Origin of the sequence: Actinoplanes sp. CA-051413, assembly GCF_050955795.1 — a bacterium.
Classification (GTDB): domain Bacteria; phylum Actinomycetota; class Actinomycetes; order Mycobacteriales; family Micromonosporaceae; genus Actinoplanes.
In genome coordinates this window covers 1,474,342-1,495,747 of sequence record NZ_CP192100.1, presented here as the reverse complement: position 1 = coordinate 1,495,747, position 21,406 = coordinate 1,474,342, and the positions used below count along the sequence as shown (strand labels likewise).

Genomic DNA, 21,406 nt, shown 5'->3' with positions numbered 1-21,406 from the left:
ATGCCATCCCCCGAGACCGACTGGTGGCGCAGCGCCGTCATCTACCAGATCTATCCGCGTTCCTTCGCCGACAGCAACGGCGACGGGATGGGCGACCTGCCCGGCATCACGGCCCGCCTGAGCGACCTGCGCGAGCTCGGCGTGGACGCGGTGTGGCTGTCGCCGTTCTATCCGTCGCCGCAGCACGACGCCGGTTACGACGTGGCCGACTACCGCGCGGTCGATCCGCGCTTCGGCGACCTCGGTGACGCCGACAAGATGATCAGCGAGGCGCGGGCCCTGGGGCTGAAGGTCATCGTCGACCTGGTGCCGAACCACACGTCCGACGAGCACGCCTGGTTCCGGGCCGCCGTGGCCGCCGCGCCCGGCAGCCCGGAACGCGAGCGCTACATCTTCCGCGACGGCCGCGGCCCGGACGGGAGCGAGCCGCCGAACGGCTGGAAGAGCGTCTTCGGCGGGCCGGCCTGGGAACGCGTCAGCGACGGCCAGTGGTACCTGCACCTGTTCGACGTCTCGCAGCCGGACCTCAACTGGGGAAGCCCGGACGTACGGGCGGAGTTCGTCTCCGTGCTGCGGTTCTGGCTCGACCGCGGCGTCCACGGCTTCCGGGTCGACGTGGCGCACGGCCTGATCAAGGACGCCGACTTCGCCGACTGGCACTACGCCGGTGAGATCCTCGGCGGCCTCGCGCCCGAGGGTGCCCCGCCGCCGCCGATGTGGGACCAGGACGGCGTGCACGAGATCTACCAGCAGTGGCGCTCGGTCCTCGACGAGTACGAGGGCGGCCGCATCCTGGTCGCCGAGGCCTGGGTGCAGCCCGCTGACCGGCTGGCCCGCTACGTGCGCCCGGACGAGATGCACCAGGCGTTCAACTTCGAATATCTCGACACCCCGTGGTCGGCCGACCCGCTGCGCAAGGTCATCGACAGCACCACCGCCGCCAACGCCGCGGTCGGCGCCCCCACCACCTGGGTCCTCTCCAACCACGACGTGGTGCGGCACGCGACCCGGCTGGGCTACCCGGTCGGCGAGCCCCGCAAGCACGGCATCGGCATCGGCGACCCGCAGCCGGACGTGGCGCTCGGCCTGCGCCGGGCCCGCGCGGCGACGCTGCAGATGCTGGCGCTGCCCGGCTCGGCGTACCTCTACCAGGGCGAGGAGCTGGGGCTGCCGGAGGCCACCGAGATCCCCGACGAATACCGCCAGGACCCGGCCTGGGAACGCTCCGGGCACGCCGAGCGCGGTCGCGACGGCTGCCGGGTGCCGATCCCGTGGGAGGCCGACGCCCCGTCGTACGGCTTCGGGCCCGCCGACGCGAGCTGGCTGCCCCAGCCCGGCGTATGGGCCGAGTACGCGCTGGACCGCCAGCGCGGCGTGACGGGCTCGACGTACGAGCTCTACCGGGCGGCGTTGCGCCTGCGCGCCGAGCACGGCCTGGGCACCGGCACGCTGCGCTGGGTGGACACCCCGGCGGACGTGCTGGCGTTCCGCAACGGCGGCCTGCTGGTGCTCACCAACTTCGGCGACGCGCCGGCCGAGCTGCCGCTCAACGCCCGGGTGCAGCTGGCCAGCGGCCCGCTCACCGACGACGGCCGGGTGCCGCAGGACGTCACTGTGTGGGCGCGGGTCTGACCTCTTCCCGCTTGCCGTAGGTGGCCAGGGCCGCATGGGTGTCCGCCATGTCCCTGGCCACCGTCCGGCTGGCCAGCCAGTACATGACGCCGGTCGGGATGAAGAACAACTGGAACGCGGCCAGTCCGACCGCATAGTTCAGCGGTGGAGGGAATGCCCCGGCCAGCTGCCGGAACACGAGCGCGACCAGGGCGTTCCCGCCGGCCCGGCCCACCCCGTTGACCAGGTTGCCCAGGCTGTAGACGGTGCCGCGGTGCTCCGGCGGGTTGACGTCGGCGATCAGCGCGAACCAGTTCGGCGAGTTGGCCGAGGTCAGGGCCAGCGCGAAGATGGCGGTGGCCAGGCTCAGCCCGACCGTCGGCTCGGTGAGGACCTGACCCAGGATGGCCAGCACGACGTCGCCGGCGCTGCCGCCGTCCGGCACGTCGATGCGGAACGGCACGAAGAACAGCACCACGTAGAAGGGCACGGCGGCGATGACGCCCACGGCCGCGACCAGGGCCCGGCCCCGGGGGGTACGGCGTTGCAGCCGGTCGCCGATCAGCCCGCCCAGGATCGACAGGGCCCCGCCGAGCTGGAACAACGTGGCGAAGACGCTGCCCACGATCACCGCGGTGGCCGTCGTGTAACCCTGATCCTCGGCGCGCGAGCGGAACAGCACCGGCAGCCACACCAGCGACCCGAAGGCGATCTGCGCGGTGAGACCCTGCAGGATCAGCCAGATGTTGGTCCGCCGGCGCAGGATCCGGGGCAGGTGGTCGTGGTGGATCCGCTCGTCGTACTCGACGCCGGCCAGCTCCGGCTGACTGTCCCCGCGCGGCACGTCGAAGGTGAAGACGTACGCCACCGTGGCGATCACCCCGGCCACGGCCACCACCAGGAACGGCCGCCGCCAGTCGGCCGAGCCCAGCAACCCGGCCAGCAGCGTGCCGACCAGAGTGCCGACGCCCTGCGACAGGCCCCAGAAGCTCATCACCAGGCCCCGGCGCCGCGGTGAGATCAGATCGCTGACCACCGAGAAGCTGACGCTGGCGACCCCGCCCAGCCCGATCGCGGCCAGCACCTGGGACAGCAGGAACGACGGATAACTGCCGGCCAGGCCGGACCAGGCGGTGCCGGCCACCCAGATCAGGGTGCCGGCGATGAGCACCGGCTTGCGGTCGAGGCGGTCCCCCGCGTACGCCCAGGCGATCGCGGCCACCGCGCTGATCAGGAACATCACCGTGGTGGCGAGGGCGATGTGGCCCTCGCCCACGGCGTAGTCGTCGGCGATGCTGCCGTACAGCGGCGGGACGAGGTTGATCGCGACGTTGTCGAGGGAGGCGAGGATGACGAAGACGATCACGCTGTACGCGCGATGCGCCGGTCCTCCCCGCCATCTCACGCGACGAGGTTAGCCGGACACCCTGTCGATCACGGCGTCACGGGCGGCGGCGTACTGCTCCCGGATGATCGGGGCGCTGCTGTCCTCGTACACCTCGGGGGTCTCGGCGGACCACGTCGGTGGCGCGTCACCACCCACCGTGACCCACGCGGCCTGGCGGGCGGCCCCGTCCGCGACGTATTCGCCGGGCGGCGGGACCAGCACCGGCAGGCCGAAGAGGGCCGGCGCGATGCGGCGGACCGCTTCGCTGCGGGCGCCGCCGCCGACCAGCACGATGCGGTTGGCCGTCGCACCCTGGGCGACCAGGGCGTCCAGGCCGTCGGCGAGCGCGCACAGCATGCCCTCGACCGCGGCCCGGGCCAGGTGCGCCGGGTCCGACGTGCGCAGGGTCAGGCCGTGCACGGCACCGGTCGCGTTCGGCCGGTTCGGGGTGCGCTCGCCTTCCAGGTACGGGATCAGCACCAGCCCGTCCGCCCCCGCGGGCGCGGACAGCGCGAGCCGGGACAGCTCCTCGTGGTCGACGCCGAGCAGCCGGGTCGCCGCGTCGAGGACCCGGGCGGCGTTCAGCGTGACGACGATGGGCAGGAACCGGCCGGTGGTGTCGGCGAAGCCGGCGACCGTGCCGCTCGGGTCGTCGGGGGCGACGTCGGAGGAGACGAACACCGTGCCGGACGTGCCGATGGAGATCATCACGTCGCCGGGCAGCGCCCCCGCACCGAGGCCGGCCGCGGCGTTGTCGCCCGCGCCCGGGCCGAGCGGTGCGCCGTTGGGCAGGTGACCGGCGATCCCGGTCGGGCCGAGCACCTCGGGCACCAGCAGCCGCCGGCCGAAGCCGAGCTCGAGCAGGTCGTGCCGGTATTCGTTGGCCTTGGCCGACCAGTACAGCGTGCCGCTGGCATCGCTGCGGTCGGTGCGCAGGGTGTCCAGGCCCTGCGCACCGGAGAGCTTCCAGGTCAGCCAGTCGTGCGGCAGGCAGACCGCCGCTACCCGCTCGGCCGCGGCCGGCTCGTTCCGGGCCAGCCAGCGCAGCTTGGTGAGCGTGAAGCTGGCCACCGGCACGATGCCGACCGCGTCGACCCAGGCCCGGCGGCCGGCGTCGCCACCGCCGAGGTCCTCGATCAGGTCGGCCGCGGCCCCGGCGCTGCGGGTGTCGTTCCACAGCAGCGCCGGGCGCACGACCTCGCCGTTCTCGTCCAGAACCACCATGCCGTGCTGCTGGCCGGCGACGGACGCGGCCGCCACGTCGTCCAGGCCGCCGGCCTCGTCGATGGCCTGTTGCAGCGCGGACCACCAGGCGTCGGGATGCACCTCCGTCCCGTCGGGATGGGTCGCCCGCCCCTGCCGGACCAGCTTGCCGGTCTCGGCGTCACGGATGACCACCTTGCAGGACTGTGTCGAGGAATCGATCCCGGCTACCAGCGTCATGGGGTTCATTCTCCGTCGAAGATCAGCGTGCGCGCAGCAGGTGGTCGATGGCGAGCTGGTGCAGCTTCACGAAGTGGTAGCCCTGGGCACCGGCCGCGTCGACGTCGTAGTTCTCGAAGGCGCTCTTGTCGTTGAGCAGATCCTGGTAGCTCTCGCCGTCGTTCAGCGTCGGCTTGGACAGCTCCAGAACCTTGGCCTCCTCCAGCGCCGCCTGCACCTCCGGGTCGGCCCGGAAGGCCGCCGCGCGCTCCTTGAGCAGCAGGTACATGCGCATGTTGGCCTTGGCCGACTCCCACACGCCCGTGTAGTCCTCGGTGCGGGAGGGCTTGTAGTCGAAGTGCCGGGGACCGTCGTAGCCGGGGCCGCCGCCGGGGCCGCCGTTCTCCAGCAGGTCCACCGTGGCGAACGCGCTGAGCAGGTCGCCGTGGCCGAAGACGAGGTCCTGGTCGAACTTGGGGCCGTGCTGGCCGTTCAGGTCGATGTGGAAGAGCTTGCCGTGCCACAGCGCCTGGGCGATGCCCTGGGTGTAGTTGAGGTTCGACATCTGCTCGTGGCCGACCTCGGGGTTGATGCCGAACAGCTCGGGGCGCTCGAGGTCGTGGATGAACGCGATGGCGTGCCCGGCCGTGGGGAGCAGGATGTCGCCGCGGGGCTCGTTGGGCTTGGGCTCGATGGCGAAGCGCAGGCCGTAGCCCTTGTCCTCGGAATACTGGGCGAGCAGGTTGAGGCCCTCGCGGTAGCGGTCGAGCGCGGCCTGGACGTCCTTGGCGACGTCGTACTCGGCGCCCTCCCGGCCACCCCAGAACACCAGCGTCTTGGCGCCCAGCTCGGCGGCGAGGTCCATGTTGCGCAGGACCTTGCGCAGCGCGTACCGGCGGACGCTGCGGTCGTTGCTGGTGAAGCCGCCGTCCTTGAAAACGGGGTGGGTGAACAGGTTGGTCGTCACCATCGGCACGATCAGGCCGGTCTCTTCGAGGGCCTTCTTGAAGTTGGCGATGATCCCGTCACGGGTGTGCGCGTCGGACCCGAACGGCACCAGGTCGTCGTCGTGGAAGGTGATGCCGTACGCCCCGAGGTCGGCGAGCTTGTGCACCGCCTCGATCGGGTCGAGGGCAGTGCGGGTGGCGTCGCCGAAGGGGTCACGGGCAGTCCAGCCCACGGTCCAGAGACCGAAGGAGAACTTGTCTTCGCGGGTGGGCTGGACCGACACGGTTACCTCCACGTAACAGAACTGATTTGTTTATTGGTTGAATTATTTGACCGCGGTGTGGCATTGTCAAGGGCGTGACGGGCCGGATGATGAGTGCTATGGGATCCCCGGTCCGGCAATCGAGCGTGCGGGCCCATAATCTCGCGCTGGTGCTGCGAACCGTGGCGAACAGCCCAGATCCGATATCTCGGGCATCGGTGTCCGCGGCCACCGGGCTCACCCGGGCCACCGTCTCCGCGCTCGTCGACGACCTCGTCACCGGCGCCCTGCTCACCGAACGCGAGCCGGCGCCGCGCACCGGAGCCGGCCGGCCCGCCGTGGGCCTGGTCGTCGCGCCGGACGGCCCGGCCGGGCTGGGCCTGGAGATCAACGTCGACTACCGGGGCGCATGTGTCGTCGACCTCACCGGAGCCGTCCGGCACCGCTTGGTGGAGCCCGGCGACCAGCGCCTCCAGGATCCGCAGACCGCGCTCGCCGGACTGGGTCGACTCGCTGCCCGCGCACGGGCGCTGGCCGAAGCGGACGGGCTGACCGTCGCCGGCGCGGTGCTCGCCGTGCCGGGTCTGGTCGCCGCCGACGGCATGGTGCGGATCGCCCCCAACCTCGGCTGGCAGGAGGTCACCGTCGGAGACCTGCCCGACGGGCTGGCGATGACCGTCGACAACGAGGCCAACCTGGCCGCGCTGGGCGAGCTCGACGTCGGCGAACTCCCCCAGGACTTCGTCTACGTCAGCGGCGAGATCGGCATCGGCGCCGGCATCGTGCTCGACGGCGCGCTGTATCGGGGCTCCCGGGGCTGGAGCGGCGAGATCGGGCACATCCCGATCAACTCCGACGGGCCGGGCTGCCGGTGCGGCGCTCGGGGGTGTCTTGAGCAGTACGCCGGGCAGGAGGCTGTGCTCCGCGCCGCTGGTGTCGGCACGGTCAGTGCGCTGGCAGCTGCCGCGACAGCCGGGGAGCCTGACGCGCTGGCTGCGCTCACGGCGGCTGGTGCCGCGCTGGGCATGGCTATCGCGACTGTGGTCAATCTGCTCGATGTTCGGACGATCGTGCTCGGCGGCAGCTACGCGTCGCTGCTGCCCTGGTTGCGGGACGGCATCGCGGCTGAGGCAGGTCGGCGGGTGCTCACTGCCGCCTGGTCGCCGGTGGAACTGCGGGCTGCGGCGCTGGGGCCGGACGCGGCGATGCTGGGGGCGGCCGGGTCGGTGCTGCGTGGCGTGCTCGACGACCCTGCGGCCTGGCTCGCGCGCCGCCGGCCGTGATTCTGGACCGCGCGGGGCCTCACCGCCCAGGGGTGGGTGGGCTCACGCGGTGAGCAGGCCGCGCCGGACCGGTGGCGGCCGTAAGCTCAGGCTGAGCGGGCGGTCGAGCCCGGCGCCTCGTCGGCCGCGGCGGCGAATTCGCTCAGGCCGTGCAGCAGCGAGGCCCGGCCGGTGGGCGTCATCCGCTCCAGCACGTCGGTCAGCAGCTCACGGCGGGTGGTGCGCAGGTGTTCAAGCAGCTGGCGGGACGACGGCGTCAGGAACAACGCGATCTCGCGGCGGTCCGCCCGGCCCGGCGCGCGTTCCACCATGCCCGAGGCCACCAGGCGGTCGCAGAGCCGGCTGGCCGAGGAGAGGATCATCCGCAGTTGCGTCGCCAGGCCGCGCAGGTTGATGCCCTCCTCGCGTTCGACCACGAGCAGGGCGTTCAGCTGGGGGCCGGAGAGCAGCGGGGTGGCCCGCTGGCGGGCGGCATCCCACATCGCCAGCAGTGCGGGCGCGGCGTCGTCGACTGCCGCGGCGCGCATCGGGTCCGGCCCATCCGGCCCATGGTGTTCGGCCATGGTGCGACAGAGACTACCCGTACGCCGGAGGCTGTCGAGGGGTGGAAACCGTGTCCGACCGATTGACCGCGGTCCGGCGCGCGCTGCGCGACGCGCCGGCTGATCGCCTGGTCGAGGGCCTCGCGGAGACGGTCGCCAAGGAGTACGCGGTGACCGACCTCGACCTGCTGCTGGTCGACTACCGCCTGGCCACCCTGCTGCCGCTGCTCGACGGCCCACCGGTCACCCGGGCCGGCGATCCGGCGTGGCGCGCGTTCGACCACCAGGGCGAGGTCGTCGCCGGGCACACCGGTTTTGTGCCGGTGACCGCGCGCGGCGAACGGATCGGGGTGCTGCGCTTCACTCCGGTGCCCGACTCGGAGGCCACGCGGGCCGAGCTGGCCGAAGTGGCCTCGATGCTCGCCCACGAGCTGCAAGCAGCAGCCGCCGGCACGGATCGGTACGCCGTCGCGGCCCGCACCAGGCGCCTCACGCTGGCGGCGGAGATGCAGTGGGAGTTGCTGCCCGGGCGCAGCCGCAACGGCCCGTCGTTCAGCCTGGCCGGGCAGCTCGAGCCGTCGTACGCGGTGCACGGCGACAGCTTCGACTGGGCCGAGCAGGACGGACGGCTCTACCTGAACGTTCTCAACGGCCACGGCGACGGGATGAACGCCACCCTGTTGACGTCGCTGGCCACGTACGCGTTGCGCAATGCCCGCCGCGCCGGGCTGGCGCTGGCCGACCAGGCCGCCCTCGCCGATCAGGCGGTTTTCGCCCAGCACCGCGGCGACCTGCACGTGGAGACGCTGCTGCTGGAGCTCGACCTGCGGACCGGGGTGGTGCAGGCGGTGGATGCCGGCTCGCCGCGGATGATGGTGCTGCGCGACGGCGACGTGCTGGACGAGCCGCTGGAGGCGCAGTTCCCGCTCGGCATGTTCGAGACCTCGGAGTACCGGCCGCAGACCTTCACCCTGCGCCCCGGCGACCGGCTCCTGATCGTCAGCGACGGCGTCTTTGATGCCGCCAAGGAGAACAGCCGGTACGGCGAGTCCGCGTTGCACCGGTTCGTCCGGCGGACCGGTTCGCTGGCACCGTTGCAGGCGATCCGCTCGCTGCTGGGTGATCTGCGGGCCTTCGTCGGCGGCGACCTGGACGACGACGCGGTGGCCGTCTGTCTCGACTGGACCGGCGGCACGACGAACTGAGACGGCCGCCGGCTCCCTCGCGGGAACCGGCGGCCGTGGTGTCTTTCAGCGGGTCAGCTCTTGGCGCCCGAGCGGGACGAGATCGCCTCGAGGAAGATGTCGGCGATCTTCGCGGGGTCGGGCGCGACGAACACGCCGCCGTCGCGGGTTGCCTTGGCGATCGCTTCCAGCTCGCCGCGGTCGACCTCGTTGCCGATACCGATGATCACCAGGCGCACCGGGCGGGTCGGGTCGGCCAGCTTCTTGAGCTCGGCGACCAGGGTGGCCCGGCTGATGCCGTCGGGGTTCTTGTTGGCCCCGTCGGTGAAGAGCAGCACCGAGTTGACCCTGCCGCCCTGCCAGCTGTCCTGCACGTTCTTGTAGGCCGCCAGCGCCGTGTCGTAGAGACCGGTCTGGCCGCCCTCCTTGGGCTGGATCTTCTGGATCGAGGCGGCCAGCGCGGCCCGCCGCGAGGAGAGCGGGCTGATCGGCTCGATCTGCTTCCACGGCCGCTTACCCACCAGCTCGGTGGAGAAGATCCAGGTGCCGACCGCCCACTTGTCGTCGAACAGGGCGAGACCCTGGGCAGCGGCCCGTCTGGTCACCTCGGCGCGGGTCAGGCCACCGGCCGTCGGCACCTTGGTGAGCATCGAACCGGAGACGTCGAAGACGGCGAGCGCGCGGCCCGGCAGGGTGATCGCGGCCCAGCTGCCCAGCGCCCGGTTGAGCGCGCCGGCGTCCAGGCCCGCCGCAGCGGCGCCCTCGGAACCACCGGCGGGCTTGGCCGCGGCGGGGGAGGCCGGCGGCGCGCCGACCGGGGCCGCGAAGCCGTTGCCGACCGTGCCGTCGGCGGCCCGCAGGCCCGAGGCGGCCAGCTCGTTCTTGAAGCCGGGCTGCTCCAGCGCCTGGCGCAGACCGGTCGCGGCCGCGGCCTTGGTCAGGTCGACCTCGGGCATGACCGCGTACGGGTAGTCCAGCGCCGGCGGCGTCGGCTCGAGGTAGAGCGCGGCGAGCTTCACCTCGGGGCGTTCCGCGTTGTACGCGACCACGTCCTCCTCGGACAGCGGTGCGGCGCTGATGCTGCTGGCCAGGTCGGCCGCGTCGAGCGAGCGGGGGAACTTCTGCAGCAGGTCGTCGCGCAGCGAGGAACTGCCGGCGGCGAGCGCGCGCAGGGCGCCGACCTGGGTGGCCTTGGCCGCCGGGTCGGTGCCGGTGGCGCTGCCCAGGGCCAGCAGACCGGCCAGCCCGGCCGCGTCACGGGTCGGGTCCACGATGCCGGTGCGCAGCGAGTTGCCGGTAGTGATCTTGGCCAGCAGGTCGGACCAGGCGAGCTTCTTGTCGGGCCAGCCGACCTGCTGGGCGACCGGCTCCGGCATGGCGACCACGACCGGGCTGCGGGCGATCGACTTGCCGTCGGTGGGCACGAAGCCGGAGGCCTCGGAGCGCAGCCGCAGCAGCCAGGTCGACGAGTCCGGCAGCCACACGTCCGGGACCAGCGACGACTTACCCGCCGGGGGAAGACCGGTGAGCGTGACACCGTGCTTGAGCGCCAGGGCCGAGGCCGTGGTCGCGGGGTTGACGCCGGTCACGTTCACGGCGACACAGGTTCCGTTGACACTGGCACCGCCGGAAACCCACTGCTGAGCAGCGCGGTCCACGGCGGGGGCGATCTCGGGAGCGGCAGCGACGGTCAGCTTGATCTGACCGGAGCACTTGTCCGCGGCGAGACTCTGATAGCCGAGCCAGGAACCAGCGAGGACGACAACGATCGCCATCGCTGATGCGACGACGCCGGCTCCTCTGAGATTGAAGTTTCTGCGATGGCGGCCTGACACGCGCTCCATACTGCGCAGTAGGAGACGCGAATGCCATATACGTTCGGACGAAAGTTACTCGGATCGGGGTTTTCCCGTACTTAATTCACGTTCCGTGATGAAGCCAATCCGGGCCGTGCAAGCTAGCCGGTGATCGGATTCCAGCGCAGCACGCACGTCGGACTTCCCTCGGCCACCGGCTCGCCCTGGGACTGCGGGATGCCCGAGTCCGGGTCGATCCGGAAGATCGTGACGGTATGTGAACGCTCATTGGCTACGTACAGGTGATCCCCGAGCAGGGCGAGGTGCCGCGGCCACTGCCCGCCGGTCGCCACCTCGGCGATCAGAGTGCCGCCGTCGGGTTCCCAGGCGAACACCGCGACCGTGTCAGGACCGCGGTTGGCCACGTACACGAAGCGGCCGTCGCGGCCGGTCGCCAGCTCCGAAGGATAGTTCGACTTGTCGGAGCTGCTCACCGCCCCGCCGGCCAGCTGGAGACTGCCGTCCGAAGTGTCCGGTCGGTACCAGGTCAGGTCGCCGGTGAGCTCGCCCACCAGCAGCAGCGCGCCGTCGATCGCATACCGCAGGTGGCGCGGACCGGTGCCGGGAGTCGCGACGATCGCCGCGCCGACCAGCGTCAACCGGCCGGACACCGGGTCGAGGCGGGCCCGCCACACCCGGTCCGAGCCCAGATCGGAGATCAGCACGTCCGGGCCGTTCGGATCCGGCGCGACCATGTGCGCGTGCGGCCCCTCCTGGCGGTCCGCCACCGGACCCTGTCCCTCGAACCCGAGCAGGTCACAACGCTCGCCCGGCACACCGTCGGCGTCCAGCGGGTGCACGGACACGTCGCCGCTGAGGTAGTTGGCCACCAGCAGGTGGCGGGCGTCGGCCGAGACCGCGAGGTGGCACGGGGCCGAGCCGCCGGTGGACTGCACGGCCAGCGGGGTCAGTGACGCGTCCTCCGCGATCGCGAATGCGCTCACCGTGCCCGCGTCCAGCTCGTTGACCGCGTACAGCACCGGCAGCCGGGGGTGCTGGGCCAGGAAGGACGGCGACGGGGTACGGGCGACGACGCCCAGCCGGGTCAGCTCGCCGGTGGCCCGGTCACGCCGCAACAGCGCGATGCCCTCCCCCTCGCCGCCGCTCTCACCGGTGTAGCAGCCGAGGAAGACGTACTCGTGATTCGCGCCCATGCCCCAGATCCAATCACGGGCGGGCGGCGGGCGCGCGGACCCCCGTAGACCCGCGCGACCGCCGCTGTCCCCCGTACCTCAGGCGTTGATCAGCTCGTAGGCGGCCTTGGTCGCCGGCTGCTGCTCGTCCGCGGCCGGCGGGGCCGGCGTGGGGGTCTTGCCGTAATCGGCGTAGGTGATCTCGTAGCTGCTGGCCTTGGTCTTGCCGGCGGCCGGGATCCGCACGACCGTCGAGGTCAGCCGCCCCTCGCCGTCCACCGTCGCCTCGAACGGCACCGCCTTGGCCTTGTCCCCCAGCGCCTTCAGCCGGGCCGGCTCGACCACCGACGAGTCGCCCAGCTGGGTCAGGTCGGTCGTGCCGGCGAAGTGCCCGGCACTGGTCTGCTGGACATCGACGACGGCCCGCAGCACCACACCGGCCTCGCCCGGGTCCGTCTCGTTGTCGTAGGCCACCGGCACGTCGTCGGTCTTGACCTTGGCCGGGTCGAGCAGCATCCACTTCTTGGGCAGTTTGGGCAGACCGCTCAGCCCCTCCGTACCGGTGAAGCGGATCTTGATCCAGGACTGCTTCTTCACCACCAGGTAGTCCGAGTGCAGCGTGAAGCCCGCGGACGGCTCCCGGTACCGGAAGCCGACCCGGTAGCTCTGCTTGCTCGCGTCGAACTCCCCGACGGTCGGGGTCTCGCCGTCCTCGACCTCGAACCGGAAGCTGCCGGTCGAGGCGTCCGGCAGCGACTTCAGCAGCGCGTCCCGCGGTGCGAGCGGCTTGGCCGAGGCGGGCGCGGCCGCGTCCTCGACGGCGTCCGCGACACCACAGCCACCGGCCGCGACACTCACCGCGAGCAGGACACCCAGACCGGCCAGCCGAGCCTCAGAAACATTCATCACGTCATCGCTTTCTCTCCCGCGGCGGCCGGCCCGGCCGGTCCGCCATGTCGAGTTGACGCAGTGAAGCCTGGGTGACAGTGCTGCCGCCGGGCTGCCGTTATGCTGCTGCCGGCTGCCGTTCCGCTGCCGTTTCCCGTACGGGCTGCTCAAGGGGGGTGTCGCGGTGACCGGAACACCGTCGGACCCCGGGCTGCGGTTCGAGATCCTCGGTGACGTACGCGCTCTGCGCGGCCCCGAGGAGGTCGATCTGGGGCCGGCGAAGCAGCGTGCGGTGCTCGCCGTGCTGCTGCTGAACGCCGGCCGGCCGGTGCCGACCCACCAGATCGTCGACGCCGTCTGGGGTGACGAGCCCCCGGAGAACGGCTCCAACGTGGTCCAGAAATACGTGGCCGGGTTGCGCCGGGTGCTGGAGCCGGACCGCTCGCCGCGGACCCCGGGTGAGCTGATCGCTCTGGCCCACGGCGGGTACGTCCTGCGCGTCGACGCGGGCGCCCTGGACGCCGATCGGTTCCAGTCCGGCCTGGCCCAGGCCACCGCCGAACGCAAGGCCGGGCAGCTCGCCGAGGCGGCCGACACCCTGCGCCGGGCGTTGCAGCTGTGGCAGGGTGAAGCGCTGGCCGGGCTGAGCGGGCCCGCCTTCGACTCCGCCCGCACCCGGCTCACCGAGGCGCGGGCCACCGCGTGGGAGAAGTGGGCCGACATCGAGCTGGCCCGGGGCAACCACACCGGGCTGATGCCGGATCTCGTACGGCTGGTGGAGCAGTTCCCGCTCCGCGAGGGGCTACGCGCTCAGCTGATGATCGCGCTGCACCAGGGCGGGCGGCAGGCCGAGGCGCTGGCCGCGTTCCGCGACGCCCGCGCCTACTTCCTGGAGGAGTTCGGCGTCGAGCCGGGCGAACGGATGCAGGAGACGCACCGGCGGATCCTGCGCGGTGAGCCGTTCTACTCCGAACCGGTCGATCCGTGGGCCGACAGCGACGACATCCCGGCGCCGCGCGCCTCTCCGGAGAACGCCCGGCCCGCCGCCGCGGTCGCGCCACCGGGCGGCTACGTGCAGCAGTACGTCCCGCCGGACGTCACCGAGGTGGTGCCGGACCACCGGCCGGCGCCCGGCCTGGCGCAATACCCGGTCGGTGCGGCGCCCTGGGCGCCGACACCGGCGCCGCCCGCGTACGCGCCGCCCCGCAAGCGGTTCCCGGTCGGCGAGGTGATCCTGGCGGCTTTGCTGCCGATCGTCATCTGCTCGTTCGGCAGCTGGATCTACTTCGTGTACGCCGGCATCCGCCGCCAGGAGCAGCGCCAGTTCTTCGTCGCCCTGGGCTATGCGGGGCTGTTCATGGTGGCCGTGGTGATCGCTGCGGCGAACCCGAGCCCGGTCGACAGTCCCGACCTGACCTCGACCGAGTGGATCGCCTTCACGATGTTCGCCGCGATCGCCATCGGCGCGGCGGTGCACGGCGCCGTGCTGGCTTCACACCCGGGTGACAGCCCTCGCAGCCACACCCTGCGCGACCAGGCCCGCCAGTTCGCCACCTTCGATCCGGAACGGGCGCGCATCCTCGGCATCGGCCGGCCGGACCTGATGCGCGCCTTCGACGACGGCGGGCTGGTCGACGTCAACCACGTGCCCGGCAACGAACTGGCCCGGCTGCCCGGGATCAGCTCGGAGCAGGCCCACCGGATCGTCATCGACCGGCTCAACCACGGCCCGTACGCCCGGCCGGAGGACCTCGTCGTCCGCGGCGTGCTACCGATGCGCGCGGTGAACAGGCTCTCCTCGAAGCTGATCTGCCTACCGGCCAGGCAGCACGGCACCCCGCCCGGCGGCTGGTCGTCGACGTACCCCTCCGCGCATTACGGCTGACGCCGCGCCGGCGACCTCAGCGGGCGCCGGCCGCCAGCAGCTGCCGGCGCGCCACGTACTCCACCAGCTCGATCAGCACGTTGCGGGCGGCCAGCGGCTCCCGGGCGTCGAACTCCACCACCGGCACATCGGGATCCAGGTCGAGCGCCTTGGCGACCGCCTTCGCGCCGAAGCGCCGGTCGGAGTCGAAACAGTTCACCGCCACGACGAACGGCGTGCCACGCTGCTCGAAATAGTCGATCGACGGGAAGCAGTCCGCCAGCCGCCGGGTGTCGGCCAGCACGACGGCACCGAGCGCACCCTGCGACAACTCGTCCCAGAGGAACCAGAAGCGGTCCTGCCCCGGCGTGCCGAACAGGTAGAGCTGGAGGTCCTCGGTGATCGTGATGCGACCGAAGTCCATCGTGACCGTGGTGGTCCGCTTCTCCTCGATGCCCGAGGTGTCGTCGGCGCCCTCGACACCGGTCAGCACCTCCTCGGTCTGCAACGGCCGGATCTCGCTGACCGAGCCGACCATGGTGGTCTTGCCCGCACCGAACCCGCCGGCGATGAGGATCTTGAGCGCGACCGGGATACGCGAGCGCGTGCCGTCTCGGTCAGAGCGCACGGAGTCCATTGACAACCGCCTTGAGTACGTCGACGTCGTGCGGCTGAGAGGCCGCGGGGGGCTCGTAGAGCGAAATCAATCCCGCCGAGCGTAGATCACCCAGCAAGACCCGGACGACCCCGATGGAGAGGTCCAGTTTGGAGGCTAGTTCCACGACGGACGTGGGCTCCCACGCCGCGCCGACCAGAGCATGATGCTCCGGCTGCAGCGACGGTGCCGGCGGCGCGTCGGGCACGGTCGCCACCACGAAGGCGACCAGGTCGAACTCGCCGCCGGAGGGGGCGACCCGGCCCTGGGTGACCGCATACGGCCGGACCACCGGGCCCGCATCCTGGTCCATCCAGTCGTGCGGGGCCCGCAGCGGGTCGGCCCGGTGCCCGCCTTCCCAGGTGTGCGACGCCCGCGGTCCCGCCGGCGTCGGGCCCCACTCGTGCGAGGGCCGTCGATCAGCGGGCATCGGACCCGGCAGGCCGTTCCGGCGCATCCATCGTCTGCCCGACCCGGGTGACGAGCATGGCCATCTCGTACGCGATCAGGCCCAGGTCCGCGTCGCTGGCCGCCAGCACCGCCAGGCAGGCGCCCAGCCCGGCGGCCGTGACGAAGAGGAACGCGTCCTCCATCTCGACCACGGTCTGGCGCACCGGGCCGGCCCGGAAGTGCCGGCTCGCGCCCTTGGCCAGGCTCTGGAAGCCCGCCGCCATCGCCGACAGGTGCTCGGCGTCCTCCCGGCTCAGCGCCGCCGAGGCGCCCATCATGAGCCCGTCCGCCGACAGCACCACCGCCTGCTGCGCGGAGGGCACTCGCTCGATCAGGTCGTCGAGCAGCCAGGTGAGGTTGGCACTCTGGTTTGTCGTGTATCCCACTTATGCGTCCTTATCCGGCTGGTTCTCGTGATTTTCGGGCGCGTTGTCTGTGCTGTTGTCGGATCCGGCCGCCACCGGGTCCTGCACTGCCGGGAAAATGACGGTAGCCGCCTCGGACCACATCGGCTCCCCAACCGTCTGCTCTTTGTCAGTTTCCGGACCATTGCTTGCCCTGTCGTCCGGTGCACTGCCGGCCGCCGCGGCGGCCAGTCCGGCTGCTTCGCGCCGGCCTCGGGTGGTGCCTTGCTGCAGCGCGCTCATCAGGGACCGGACCTGCTCCGGCGAACGCGACGGGGCCGCGGTCTGCTCGGCGACCGGTCCGCGCAGCTGCGGGGCGAGGCTGGCCTGACGGACGCGGCGCGGCAGCAGTGGCTCGTCGGCCTGGTCAGCCGACGGATCGTCGGCCGGCGCATCCTTGGGCATCGCCGTCGGGGCGGCCGGGGGCATTGCCTTCGGGGCTCCGGGCATCGTCTTCGGGGCGACCCGGGGTGACGGGATCCGTGGCGGCACCTGCGGCGGAGTGCCCAGCATCGCCGGGCCCTCGCCGTGCCGGAGCGGGCCGTCGAGACTCAGCCCATCTGGGCCGGACCCGGTCAGACCGGGGCCGTTCAGGCCGGCACCGTCCAGGGCCGGGCCGTTCAGGCCAGGACCGTCCAGGGCGGGACCACCTACGCCGGGCCCGTCCAAGGCCGGGCCACCCACGCCTGGACCGTCGAGGGCTGGGCCACCCACGCCCGGCACGTTGAGGCCGGCGCCGGTGAGGCCGTTGCCGTTCGTCGTTGTCCGGCCGTTGCCGGCGGACGGGAAGTCGGAGCTCAGCGACTCCGGCCTCACCGGGGTGGCCGGCGCGGAACCAGGCGCAGGGAATCCAGCGGCAGCCGAACCGGGCGCGGAAGAACCAGGCGCGCTGGAGAGACCGTCCGGCGAGGTGAGGTTCGGTGGCAGCAGGGCCGGCGGGGCCGCCCGCTGACCGCTCCCCCGCCGCGGCTTCGTGCGGCGTCGCTGCACCAGCCCGTCCTCGGTCAGTCCGTCCACGACCGCGCTGGGCGCCGGGCCACCGAGCGTCGCGGCCGGCTCGGCCGGCTCGGCCACCGGGGTGTCGGACAGGCCGAGGCTGTGCCTGCTCAGCGGCCGGGTCGGGTCACCCACATCGGCGCCCGTCGCGGTGGCCGGTTCATGCCGGTCCGAACCGGGCCGAACGGTGTCGTCGGTCAGCTCGGGGCCCGCGGTCGCCGTACCGTTGATGGTCACCGGGCGGCCGGTCATCGCGATCGAGCGGACCTGCTCGGTGCCCTGCCATTGCAGTGCCCCGAGGGAGCTGCGGGCCGGGTCCTCGGTGCCCGAGCCGACCAGCGGCCTGTCCCAGGACGTGTCCGGCGGGGTCGGGCCGGCCGGCAGCGCGGCCTGGCCCTGGCCCTGGCCGGTCGTGACCAGCTCGCCGGGGACCAGCACGACCGCTGTCACGCCGCCGTAGCCGCTGGGTCGCAGCGAGACGCGGATGCCGTGCCGGTCGGCGAGCTGGGCCACCACGAACAGGCCCAGCCGGGCACTGTCGGCGGGATCGAAGTCCGGCGGTTCGAGCAGCTTGCGGTTGGCCTCGGCGAGCGCCTCGGGGGACATGCCCAGGCCGCGGTCCTCGATCTCCAGCGCGTACCCGTTGGGCAGGACCTGGCCGACCACCTGGACCCGGGTCTGCGGCGGTGAGAACGACGCCGCGTTCTCCAGCAGCTCGGCCAGCAGGTGGATGACGTCACCCACGGCCCGGCCCAGCACCGCCGACGACTCGACCGAGACGATGTCGACCCGCTTGTAGTCCTCGACCTCGCTGATCGCGCCGCGGACGACGTCGATCACCGGCACCGGGTTGCGCCAGCCGCGGCCCGGGGCGGCGCCGGCCAGGATCACCAGGTCCTCGGCGTGCCGGCGCATGCGGGTGGCGAGGTGGTCGACGCGGTACAGGTCCTCGAGCTCGTCCGGCTCGGTCTCGCGCCGTTCCATCTTGTCCAGCAGGGCCAGCTGGCGGTGCAACAGGGTCTGGCTGCGCCGGGCGATGTTGAGGAACACCTCGTTGATGCCGCGGCGGACGTTCGCCTCCTCGACCGCTGACTGCACGGCCGTGCGCTGGACCTCGTTGAAGGCGCGGCCCAGCTGACCGATCTCGTCCCGACCGTACTCCAGGGGTGGCGTCTCGACCTCGACGTCGACAGCCTCGCCGCGTTGCAGGCGCTTGACCACCGTCGGCAGTCGCTCGCCGGCCATCTCCAGGGCCTCGCCGCGCAGCCGGGTCAGCCGGCCGACCATGGAGCGGCCGACCCGCACCGACACGATGATCGAGATGATGAAGGCGATCAGGCCGAGCAGGCCGGCCAGGCCGAGGCGGACCAGCACGTCCACGGCGACCGGCCGGGCGTCGCCGGGCAGCGCCGCGACGGCGTTGACCTCGAACGCGGTCAGCTGCTGGGTCGCCGTGTCGAACGTGGGCCGCCACTCCGCCGCGGTGATCGGCAACGCGGTGCCGGGCCGGCTGTCACTGAGCAGCTCGTCCTGCAGCTCGCTGAGCCGGCTGAACGACGCGCCGGTGCTGAGCTTCTGGTATGCAGTGCGGTCCTGGGCGGGCAGGTCGGTGACGCCCTCGGCGAGCAGGAAGCGGGACATGCTGATCGCCTGCACCAGGTCGTTGCGGGCGGGCGCGCTGAGCTCGCCGGCCGCCAGCGCCCCGCCGACCAGGGAGTTGGTCCGGCTGAGGTAGTCCTGGCCGCGGGCGATGGTGACCACCGCGCGGATCTTGCGGTCGATCCGCTCGTCGCCGAAGGCCGCGGTGGCGACGAACATCCGGAAGCCGGACTCCACCATGCTGTTGTAGAGATTCTGCGCGCCGAGCGCGTCGACCTCGCGGCGGTCGATGTGCTGCCTGTTCTCGTTCAGGCCGTCGAGGTCGGAGACGAGCTGCCGGATGCGGGTGCGGAGCACGTCGTCGGCGGCGTCCTGGGCGTCGGCGCTGCCCGCCGAGCGGCGGAAATCCGCGGCCGCGCGGTCGGTCGAGACGCGCTGGGCGACCAGCGCGGGCGGGACGGCCTGGTCGTCCGACAGGTACGCGACAGAGAGCCGGCGTTCCAGCTGGAGCTGACCGACCAGCCGCTCACCGGGTGAGCCGACCTTGTCGACCAGGGTCTGCGCCGAGAGCAGTTTCATCGCCGGGCCGGCGGTCACGCCCGTGGCGAAGACCCACAGCGCCAGCAGGGCGGTCAACGGGACCGCGGCCAGCGCGATGATCTTCGAACGGATCGACCAGTTGCGGGTTCGCATCAGACTCCGCCCGAGGGGATTACAGGACCGTCGGCACGCTGGACCGGGTGACCACGGACGAGGGATTGACCGCCGTTGACATCGGTGCTGCGTGCGCCTCCGGCAGAATACGGAATGGATGCGCTCCCAGCCACCTCACCGGTGTGCCATGGATCTCCACATAGCACCCGCGAAGCGGTCGAAGCGGTCCAGGCCCGCGCTCACGACGCACGTGAGGAGGATTTCACCCCGGCACCTGGAATCGGATTGATGACCCTGGTTGAGTGGGCATACCTCCGGGTGAAGAAGGAGGAACGCCATGTCCGCTTGGCTCACCATCGTCCTGATCATCGTCGTGCTGGTGATCGTCGCCGCGATTCTGCTCGCGGTGCGGGCCGGCCGCCGCAAGAAGCTGCAGCAGACCTTCGGCCCCGAGTACGACCGCGTCGTCGCCGACGCCGACAGCCGTACCGATGCCGAGCGTGAGCTGCGCGAGCGCGAGAAGCGGCATGCCGAGCTCGAGCTCAAGCCGCTGTCCGCCGAGTCCAAGGCGAAGTACTCGGTGGCCTGGGAAGAGGTGCAGATCCAGTTCGTGGACGCGCCCGAGACCGCCGTGTCGACCGCCGACGAGCTGACCACCCGGCTCATCGCCGAGCGTGGCTACCCGACCGGCGACTACGACGACCAGCTCGCCACCCTCTCCGTCGAGCACGCCCGCACGCTCGAGCACTACCGCGACGCCCACGCCATCAGCGAGCGCAGCAAGAGCGGCCAGGCGGACACCGAGGACCTGCGGCAGGCGCTGGTCCACTACCGTGCCCTCTTCGCCGACCTGCTCGGCGAGAACCCGGTCCGCAGCGAGGGCGCGAGCACGCCGGCGGACGAGCCCAAGGTCCCCAACCAGCAGATCAACAACCACGACAGCGACGTCGCGGGCTCCCGTCCCGACGCCACGAGCCGCTGAGGAGCCGACCATGCGTTTCTTCTCCAACGACGCGCGCGAGTCCAGCGATGACCAGACCCAGGACGACGGGCCCGAGCGGGTACGTTCCGAGCCGGTGGCCGTACCGAATCAGCGGCCGCCGTCGCCCTGGTCGAACACGCCGCCCGCAGCCGACGATCGCACCCCAGCCGACAGCACGGCAGCCGACCCGGATCGGGATGGCGTCGTGGACCAGGAGGTCGATGACGTGACCCGCCGCGAGGACACCGACCCGCCGCCGTTCCACGAGCCGAGCCCGCAGCCGACCGCTTTCGGCGCGTCGACCGTCGGCGGCGCGGTGGCGGCGTCGGCCATGGCCAACCCGACCAACGACCGGTGGGACGCGACCGACCGCGACTCGGCCGCCGACACCGGCGTCGGCGACGACGCCAACGTCGCCCCGGGCGACGGCGTGGTCAACTCGGCCGCCGACCCGCACCCCGGCCACGGCACGGTCACCGCCCCCGACACCGTCCCGGCCACCTGGACCGCCGAGGACACCCGCGACGGGCGCGACCGCACTGATCCCGACGACGTGGTGGACGTTCCGCTCGACGACACGAGCAGCACCGGCCCCGGCGCGGTCTCCGCCCGGTCCGACGACCTCCCCGACCTCGACCGGGACGGCAACCGGGACGACTCGGTCACCACCTTTGATGACCAGGCCCCGGCGACGTCCGCCGCGCTCAAGGACGAGGGCGGCTTCGACGACCCCAAGGCCGTCGACCCAGCCACCGAGGCTCCCCTCGAGAGCACCACCTCGGACGGCAACACCGCCGACACCACCCCGCTCAAGGACGACGCCCCGCTCAAGGACGACGGTGGCTTCGACGACCCCAAGGCCGTCGAACCGGCCACGGGTACGCCCATCGACAGCACGCCGCCCGCCGAAGCGGCCGTCCCGGTCGCCGCTGCCGCTGCCGCGGCCACCCCCTCCGCTGCCGCTTCGACTTCCGCCGGCACGGCGGAGAAGTCCGGCAGCTTGTTCGACCAGGACGACGCCCGGACGTTCCAGGAGCGGTGGCGTGACGTGCAGCTGCGTTTCGTCGACAGCCCCAAGGACGCCGCCGGCGACGCCGCCAAGCTGGTCGACGAGGCCGTCGAGAAGCTCTCCGCCAGCCTGCGCTCGCAGCGCGAAGGCCTCAACAACGACACCGAGGACACCGAGCAGCTGCGGGTGCAGCTGCGCGGATACCGGGACATGCTGAACCGCATCCTCAGCCTCTGACCCCGTTCCGCATCCCGGCCGCGTGCTCACCGCACGCGGC

General features: G+C 72.1%; 17 protein-coding genes. 6 read left to right on the top strand and 11 right to left on the bottom strand.

Annotation, left to right across the window (positions count from 1 at the left end):
• On the top strand, positions 1 to 1,632 hold the full coding sequence (locus ACQP2Y_RS07085; RefSeq protein ID WP_433725681.1) for a glycoside hydrolase family 13 protein: 1,632 nt from the start codon (positions 1 to 3) through the stop codon (positions 1,630 to 1,632).
• Here the strand turns inward: ACQP2Y_RS07085 and ACQP2Y_RS07080 are convergent.
• From ACQP2Y_RS07080 to xylA, 3 genes are read right to left on the bottom strand one after another with little or no spacing between them, the layout of a single operon-like run.
• On the bottom strand, positions 1,610 to 3,016 hold the full coding sequence (locus tag ACQP2Y_RS07080; RefSeq protein WP_433725679.1) for an MFS transporter: 1,407 nt from the start codon (positions 3,014 to 3,016) through the stop codon (positions 1,610 to 1,612). The two genes, ACQP2Y_RS07085 and ACQP2Y_RS07080, sit on opposite strands and share 23 nt — an antisense overlap.
• Positions 3,017 to 3,025: 9 nt before the next feature.
• Positions 3,026 to 4,441: a xylulokinase gene (gene xylB / locus ACQP2Y_RS07075; protein WP_433725677.1), complete on the bottom strand. Its 1,416-nt coding sequence runs from the start codon at positions 4,439 to 4,441 to the stop codon at positions 3,026 to 3,028.
• A gap of 22 nt (positions 4,442 to 4,463) precedes the next feature.
• Complete coding sequence (gene xylA / locus ACQP2Y_RS07070; RefSeq protein ID WP_433725675.1) at positions 4,464 to 5,651, bottom strand: xylose isomerase; 1,188 nt, start codon at positions 5,649 to 5,651, stop codon at positions 4,464 to 4,466.
• 89 nt (positions 5,652 to 5,740) lie between these two features.
• Here xylA and ACQP2Y_RS07065 point away from each other — a divergent pair, with 89 nt between their 5' ends.
• Positions 5,741 to 6,913, top strand: a complete 1,173-nt coding sequence (locus ACQP2Y_RS07065) for an ROK family protein (RefSeq protein WP_433725673.1) — start codon at positions 5,741 to 5,743, stop codon at positions 6,911 to 6,913.
• A gap of 86 nt (positions 6,914 to 6,999) precedes the next feature.
• Here ACQP2Y_RS07065 and ACQP2Y_RS07060 read toward each other — a convergent pair whose 3' ends face one another.
• Positions 7,000 to 7,476, bottom strand: coding sequence for a MarR family winged helix-turn-helix transcriptional regulator (locus tag ACQP2Y_RS07060; protein ID WP_433725671.1), 477 nt, complete (start codon positions 7,474 to 7,476; stop codon positions 7,000 to 7,002).
• Positions 7,477 to 7,526: 50 nt separating this feature from the next.
• On the opposite strand from ACQP2Y_RS07060, the gene ACQP2Y_RS07055 reads away from it, so the two are divergent.
• Positions 7,527 to 8,660 (top strand): PP2C family protein-serine/threonine phosphatase, encoded by a 1,134-nt coding sequence (locus ACQP2Y_RS07055; protein ID WP_433725669.1) that lies wholly within the window; start codon positions 7,527 to 7,529, stop codon positions 8,658 to 8,660.
• Between the two features lie 53 nt (positions 8,661 to 8,713).
• Here ACQP2Y_RS07055 and ACQP2Y_RS07050 read toward each other — a convergent pair whose 3' ends face one another.
• From ACQP2Y_RS07050 to ACQP2Y_RS07040, 3 genes are all read right to left on the bottom strand, one after another.
• Positions 8,714 to 10,414 (bottom strand): VWA domain-containing protein, encoded by a 1,701-nt coding sequence (locus ACQP2Y_RS07050; RefSeq protein WP_433725667.1) that lies wholly within the window; start codon positions 10,412 to 10,414, stop codon positions 8,714 to 8,716.
• A gap of 182 nt (positions 10,415 to 10,596) precedes the next feature.
• A complete protein-coding gene (locus ACQP2Y_RS07045) occupies positions 10,597 to 11,649 on the bottom strand; it encodes a lactonase family protein (RefSeq protein WP_433725665.1) in 1,053 nt (350 codons plus the stop codon).
• 78 nt (positions 11,650 to 11,727) lie between these two features.
• A complete protein-coding gene (locus ACQP2Y_RS07040) occupies positions 11,728 to 12,534 on the bottom strand; it encodes a hypothetical protein (RefSeq protein WP_433725663.1) in 807 nt (268 codons plus the stop codon).
• Between the two features lie 166 nt (positions 12,535 to 12,700).
• On the opposite strand from ACQP2Y_RS07040, the gene ACQP2Y_RS07035 reads away from it, so the two are divergent.
• On the top strand, positions 12,701 to 14,401 hold the full coding sequence (locus ACQP2Y_RS07035) for a BTAD domain-containing putative transcriptional regulator (protein ID WP_433725661.1): 1,701 nt from the start codon (positions 12,701 to 12,703) through the stop codon (positions 14,399 to 14,401).
• Positions 14,402 to 14,417: 16 nt separating this feature from the next.
• On the opposite strand, the gene ACQP2Y_RS07030 is transcribed toward ACQP2Y_RS07035, so the two are convergent.
• From ACQP2Y_RS07030 to ACQP2Y_RS07015, 4 genes are all read right to left on the bottom strand, one after another.
• Positions 14,418 to 15,017, bottom strand: coding sequence for a GTP-binding protein (locus tag ACQP2Y_RS07030; protein ID WP_433725659.1), 600 nt, complete (start codon positions 15,015 to 15,017; stop codon positions 14,418 to 14,420).
• Entirely contained in the window at positions 14,998 to 15,348 is a 351-nt protein-coding gene (locus tag ACQP2Y_RS07025) for a DUF742 domain-containing protein (RefSeq protein WP_360555403.1), read from the bottom strand. The genes ACQP2Y_RS07030 and ACQP2Y_RS07025 overlap by 20 nt, the downstream gene beginning before the upstream one ends.
• A gap of 106 nt (positions 15,349 to 15,454) precedes the next feature.
• On the bottom strand, positions 15,455 to 15,871 hold the full coding sequence (locus ACQP2Y_RS07020) for a roadblock/LC7 domain-containing protein (RefSeq protein ID WP_212989688.1): 417 nt from the start codon (positions 15,869 to 15,871) through the stop codon (positions 15,455 to 15,457).
• Positions 15,872 to 19,177 (bottom strand): nitrate- and nitrite sensing domain-containing protein, encoded by a 3,306-nt coding sequence (locus tag ACQP2Y_RS07015; protein ID WP_433725657.1) that lies wholly within the window; start codon positions 19,175 to 19,177, stop codon positions 15,872 to 15,874.
• 298 nt (positions 19,178 to 19,475) lie between these two features.
• Between ACQP2Y_RS07015 and ACQP2Y_RS07010 the strand changes: the two genes are divergently transcribed.
• Positions 19,476 to 20,120: a hypothetical protein gene (locus tag ACQP2Y_RS07010; RefSeq protein ID WP_433725655.1), complete on the top strand. Its 645-nt coding sequence runs from the start codon at positions 19,476 to 19,478 to the stop codon at positions 20,118 to 20,120.
• A 10-nt stretch (positions 20,121 to 20,130) separates the two neighbouring features.
• On the top strand, positions 20,131 to 21,366 hold the full coding sequence (locus tag ACQP2Y_RS07005; protein WP_433725653.1) for a hypothetical protein: 1,236 nt from the start codon (positions 20,131 to 20,133) through the stop codon (positions 21,364 to 21,366).
• Positions 21,367 to 21,406 lie beyond the last annotated feature (40 nt).

Excerpts from the sequence above, each read along its gene's own strand:
- ACQP2Y_RS07050 (WP_433725667.1), bottom strand. The coding sequence starts at position 10,414 with ATGGCGATCGTTGTCGTCCTCGCTGGTTCCTGGCTCGGCTATCAGAGT.
- ACQP2Y_RS07030 (WP_433725659.1), bottom strand. The coding sequence starts at position 15,017 with ATGGACTCCGTGCGCTCTGACCGAGACGGCACGCGCTCGCGTATCCCG.
- ACQP2Y_RS07025 (WP_360555403.1), bottom strand. The coding sequence starts at position 15,348 with ATGGACCAGGATGCGGGCCCGGTGGTCCGGCCGTATGCGGTCACCCAG.
- ACQP2Y_RS07040 (WP_433725663.1), bottom strand. The coding sequence starts at position 12,534 with ATGAATGTTTCTGAGGCTCGGCTGGCCGGTCTGGGTGTCCTGCTCGCG.
- ACQP2Y_RS07015 (WP_433725657.1), bottom strand. The coding sequence starts at position 19,177 with ATGCGAACCCGCAACTGGTCGATCCGTTCGAAGATCATCGCGCTGGCC.
- ACQP2Y_RS07010 (WP_433725655.1), top strand. The coding sequence starts at position 19,476 with ATGTCCGCTTGGCTCACCATCGTCCTGATCATCGTCGTGCTGGTGATC.
- ACQP2Y_RS07060 (WP_433725671.1), bottom strand. The coding sequence starts at position 7,476 with ATGGCCGAACACCATGGGCCGGATGGGCCGGACCCGATGCGCGCCGCG.
- ACQP2Y_RS07005 (WP_433725653.1), top strand. The coding sequence starts at position 20,131 with ATGCGTTTCTTCTCCAACGACGCGCGCGAGTCCAGCGATGACCAGACC.
- ACQP2Y_RS07065 (WP_433725673.1), top strand. The coding sequence starts at position 5,741 with ATGAGTGCTATGGGATCCCCGGTCCGGCAATCGAGCGTGCGGGCCCAT.
- ACQP2Y_RS07045 (WP_433725665.1), bottom strand. The coding sequence starts at position 11,649 with ATGGGCGCGAATCACGAGTACGTCTTCCTCGGCTGCTACACCGGTGAG.
- xylB (WP_433725677.1), bottom strand. The coding sequence starts at position 4,441 with ATGACGCTGGTAGCCGGGATCGATTCCTCGACACAGTCCTGCAAGGTG.
- ACQP2Y_RS07085 (WP_433725681.1), top strand. The coding sequence starts at position 1 with ATGCCATCCCCCGAGACCGACTGGTGGCGCAGCGCCGTCATCTACCAG.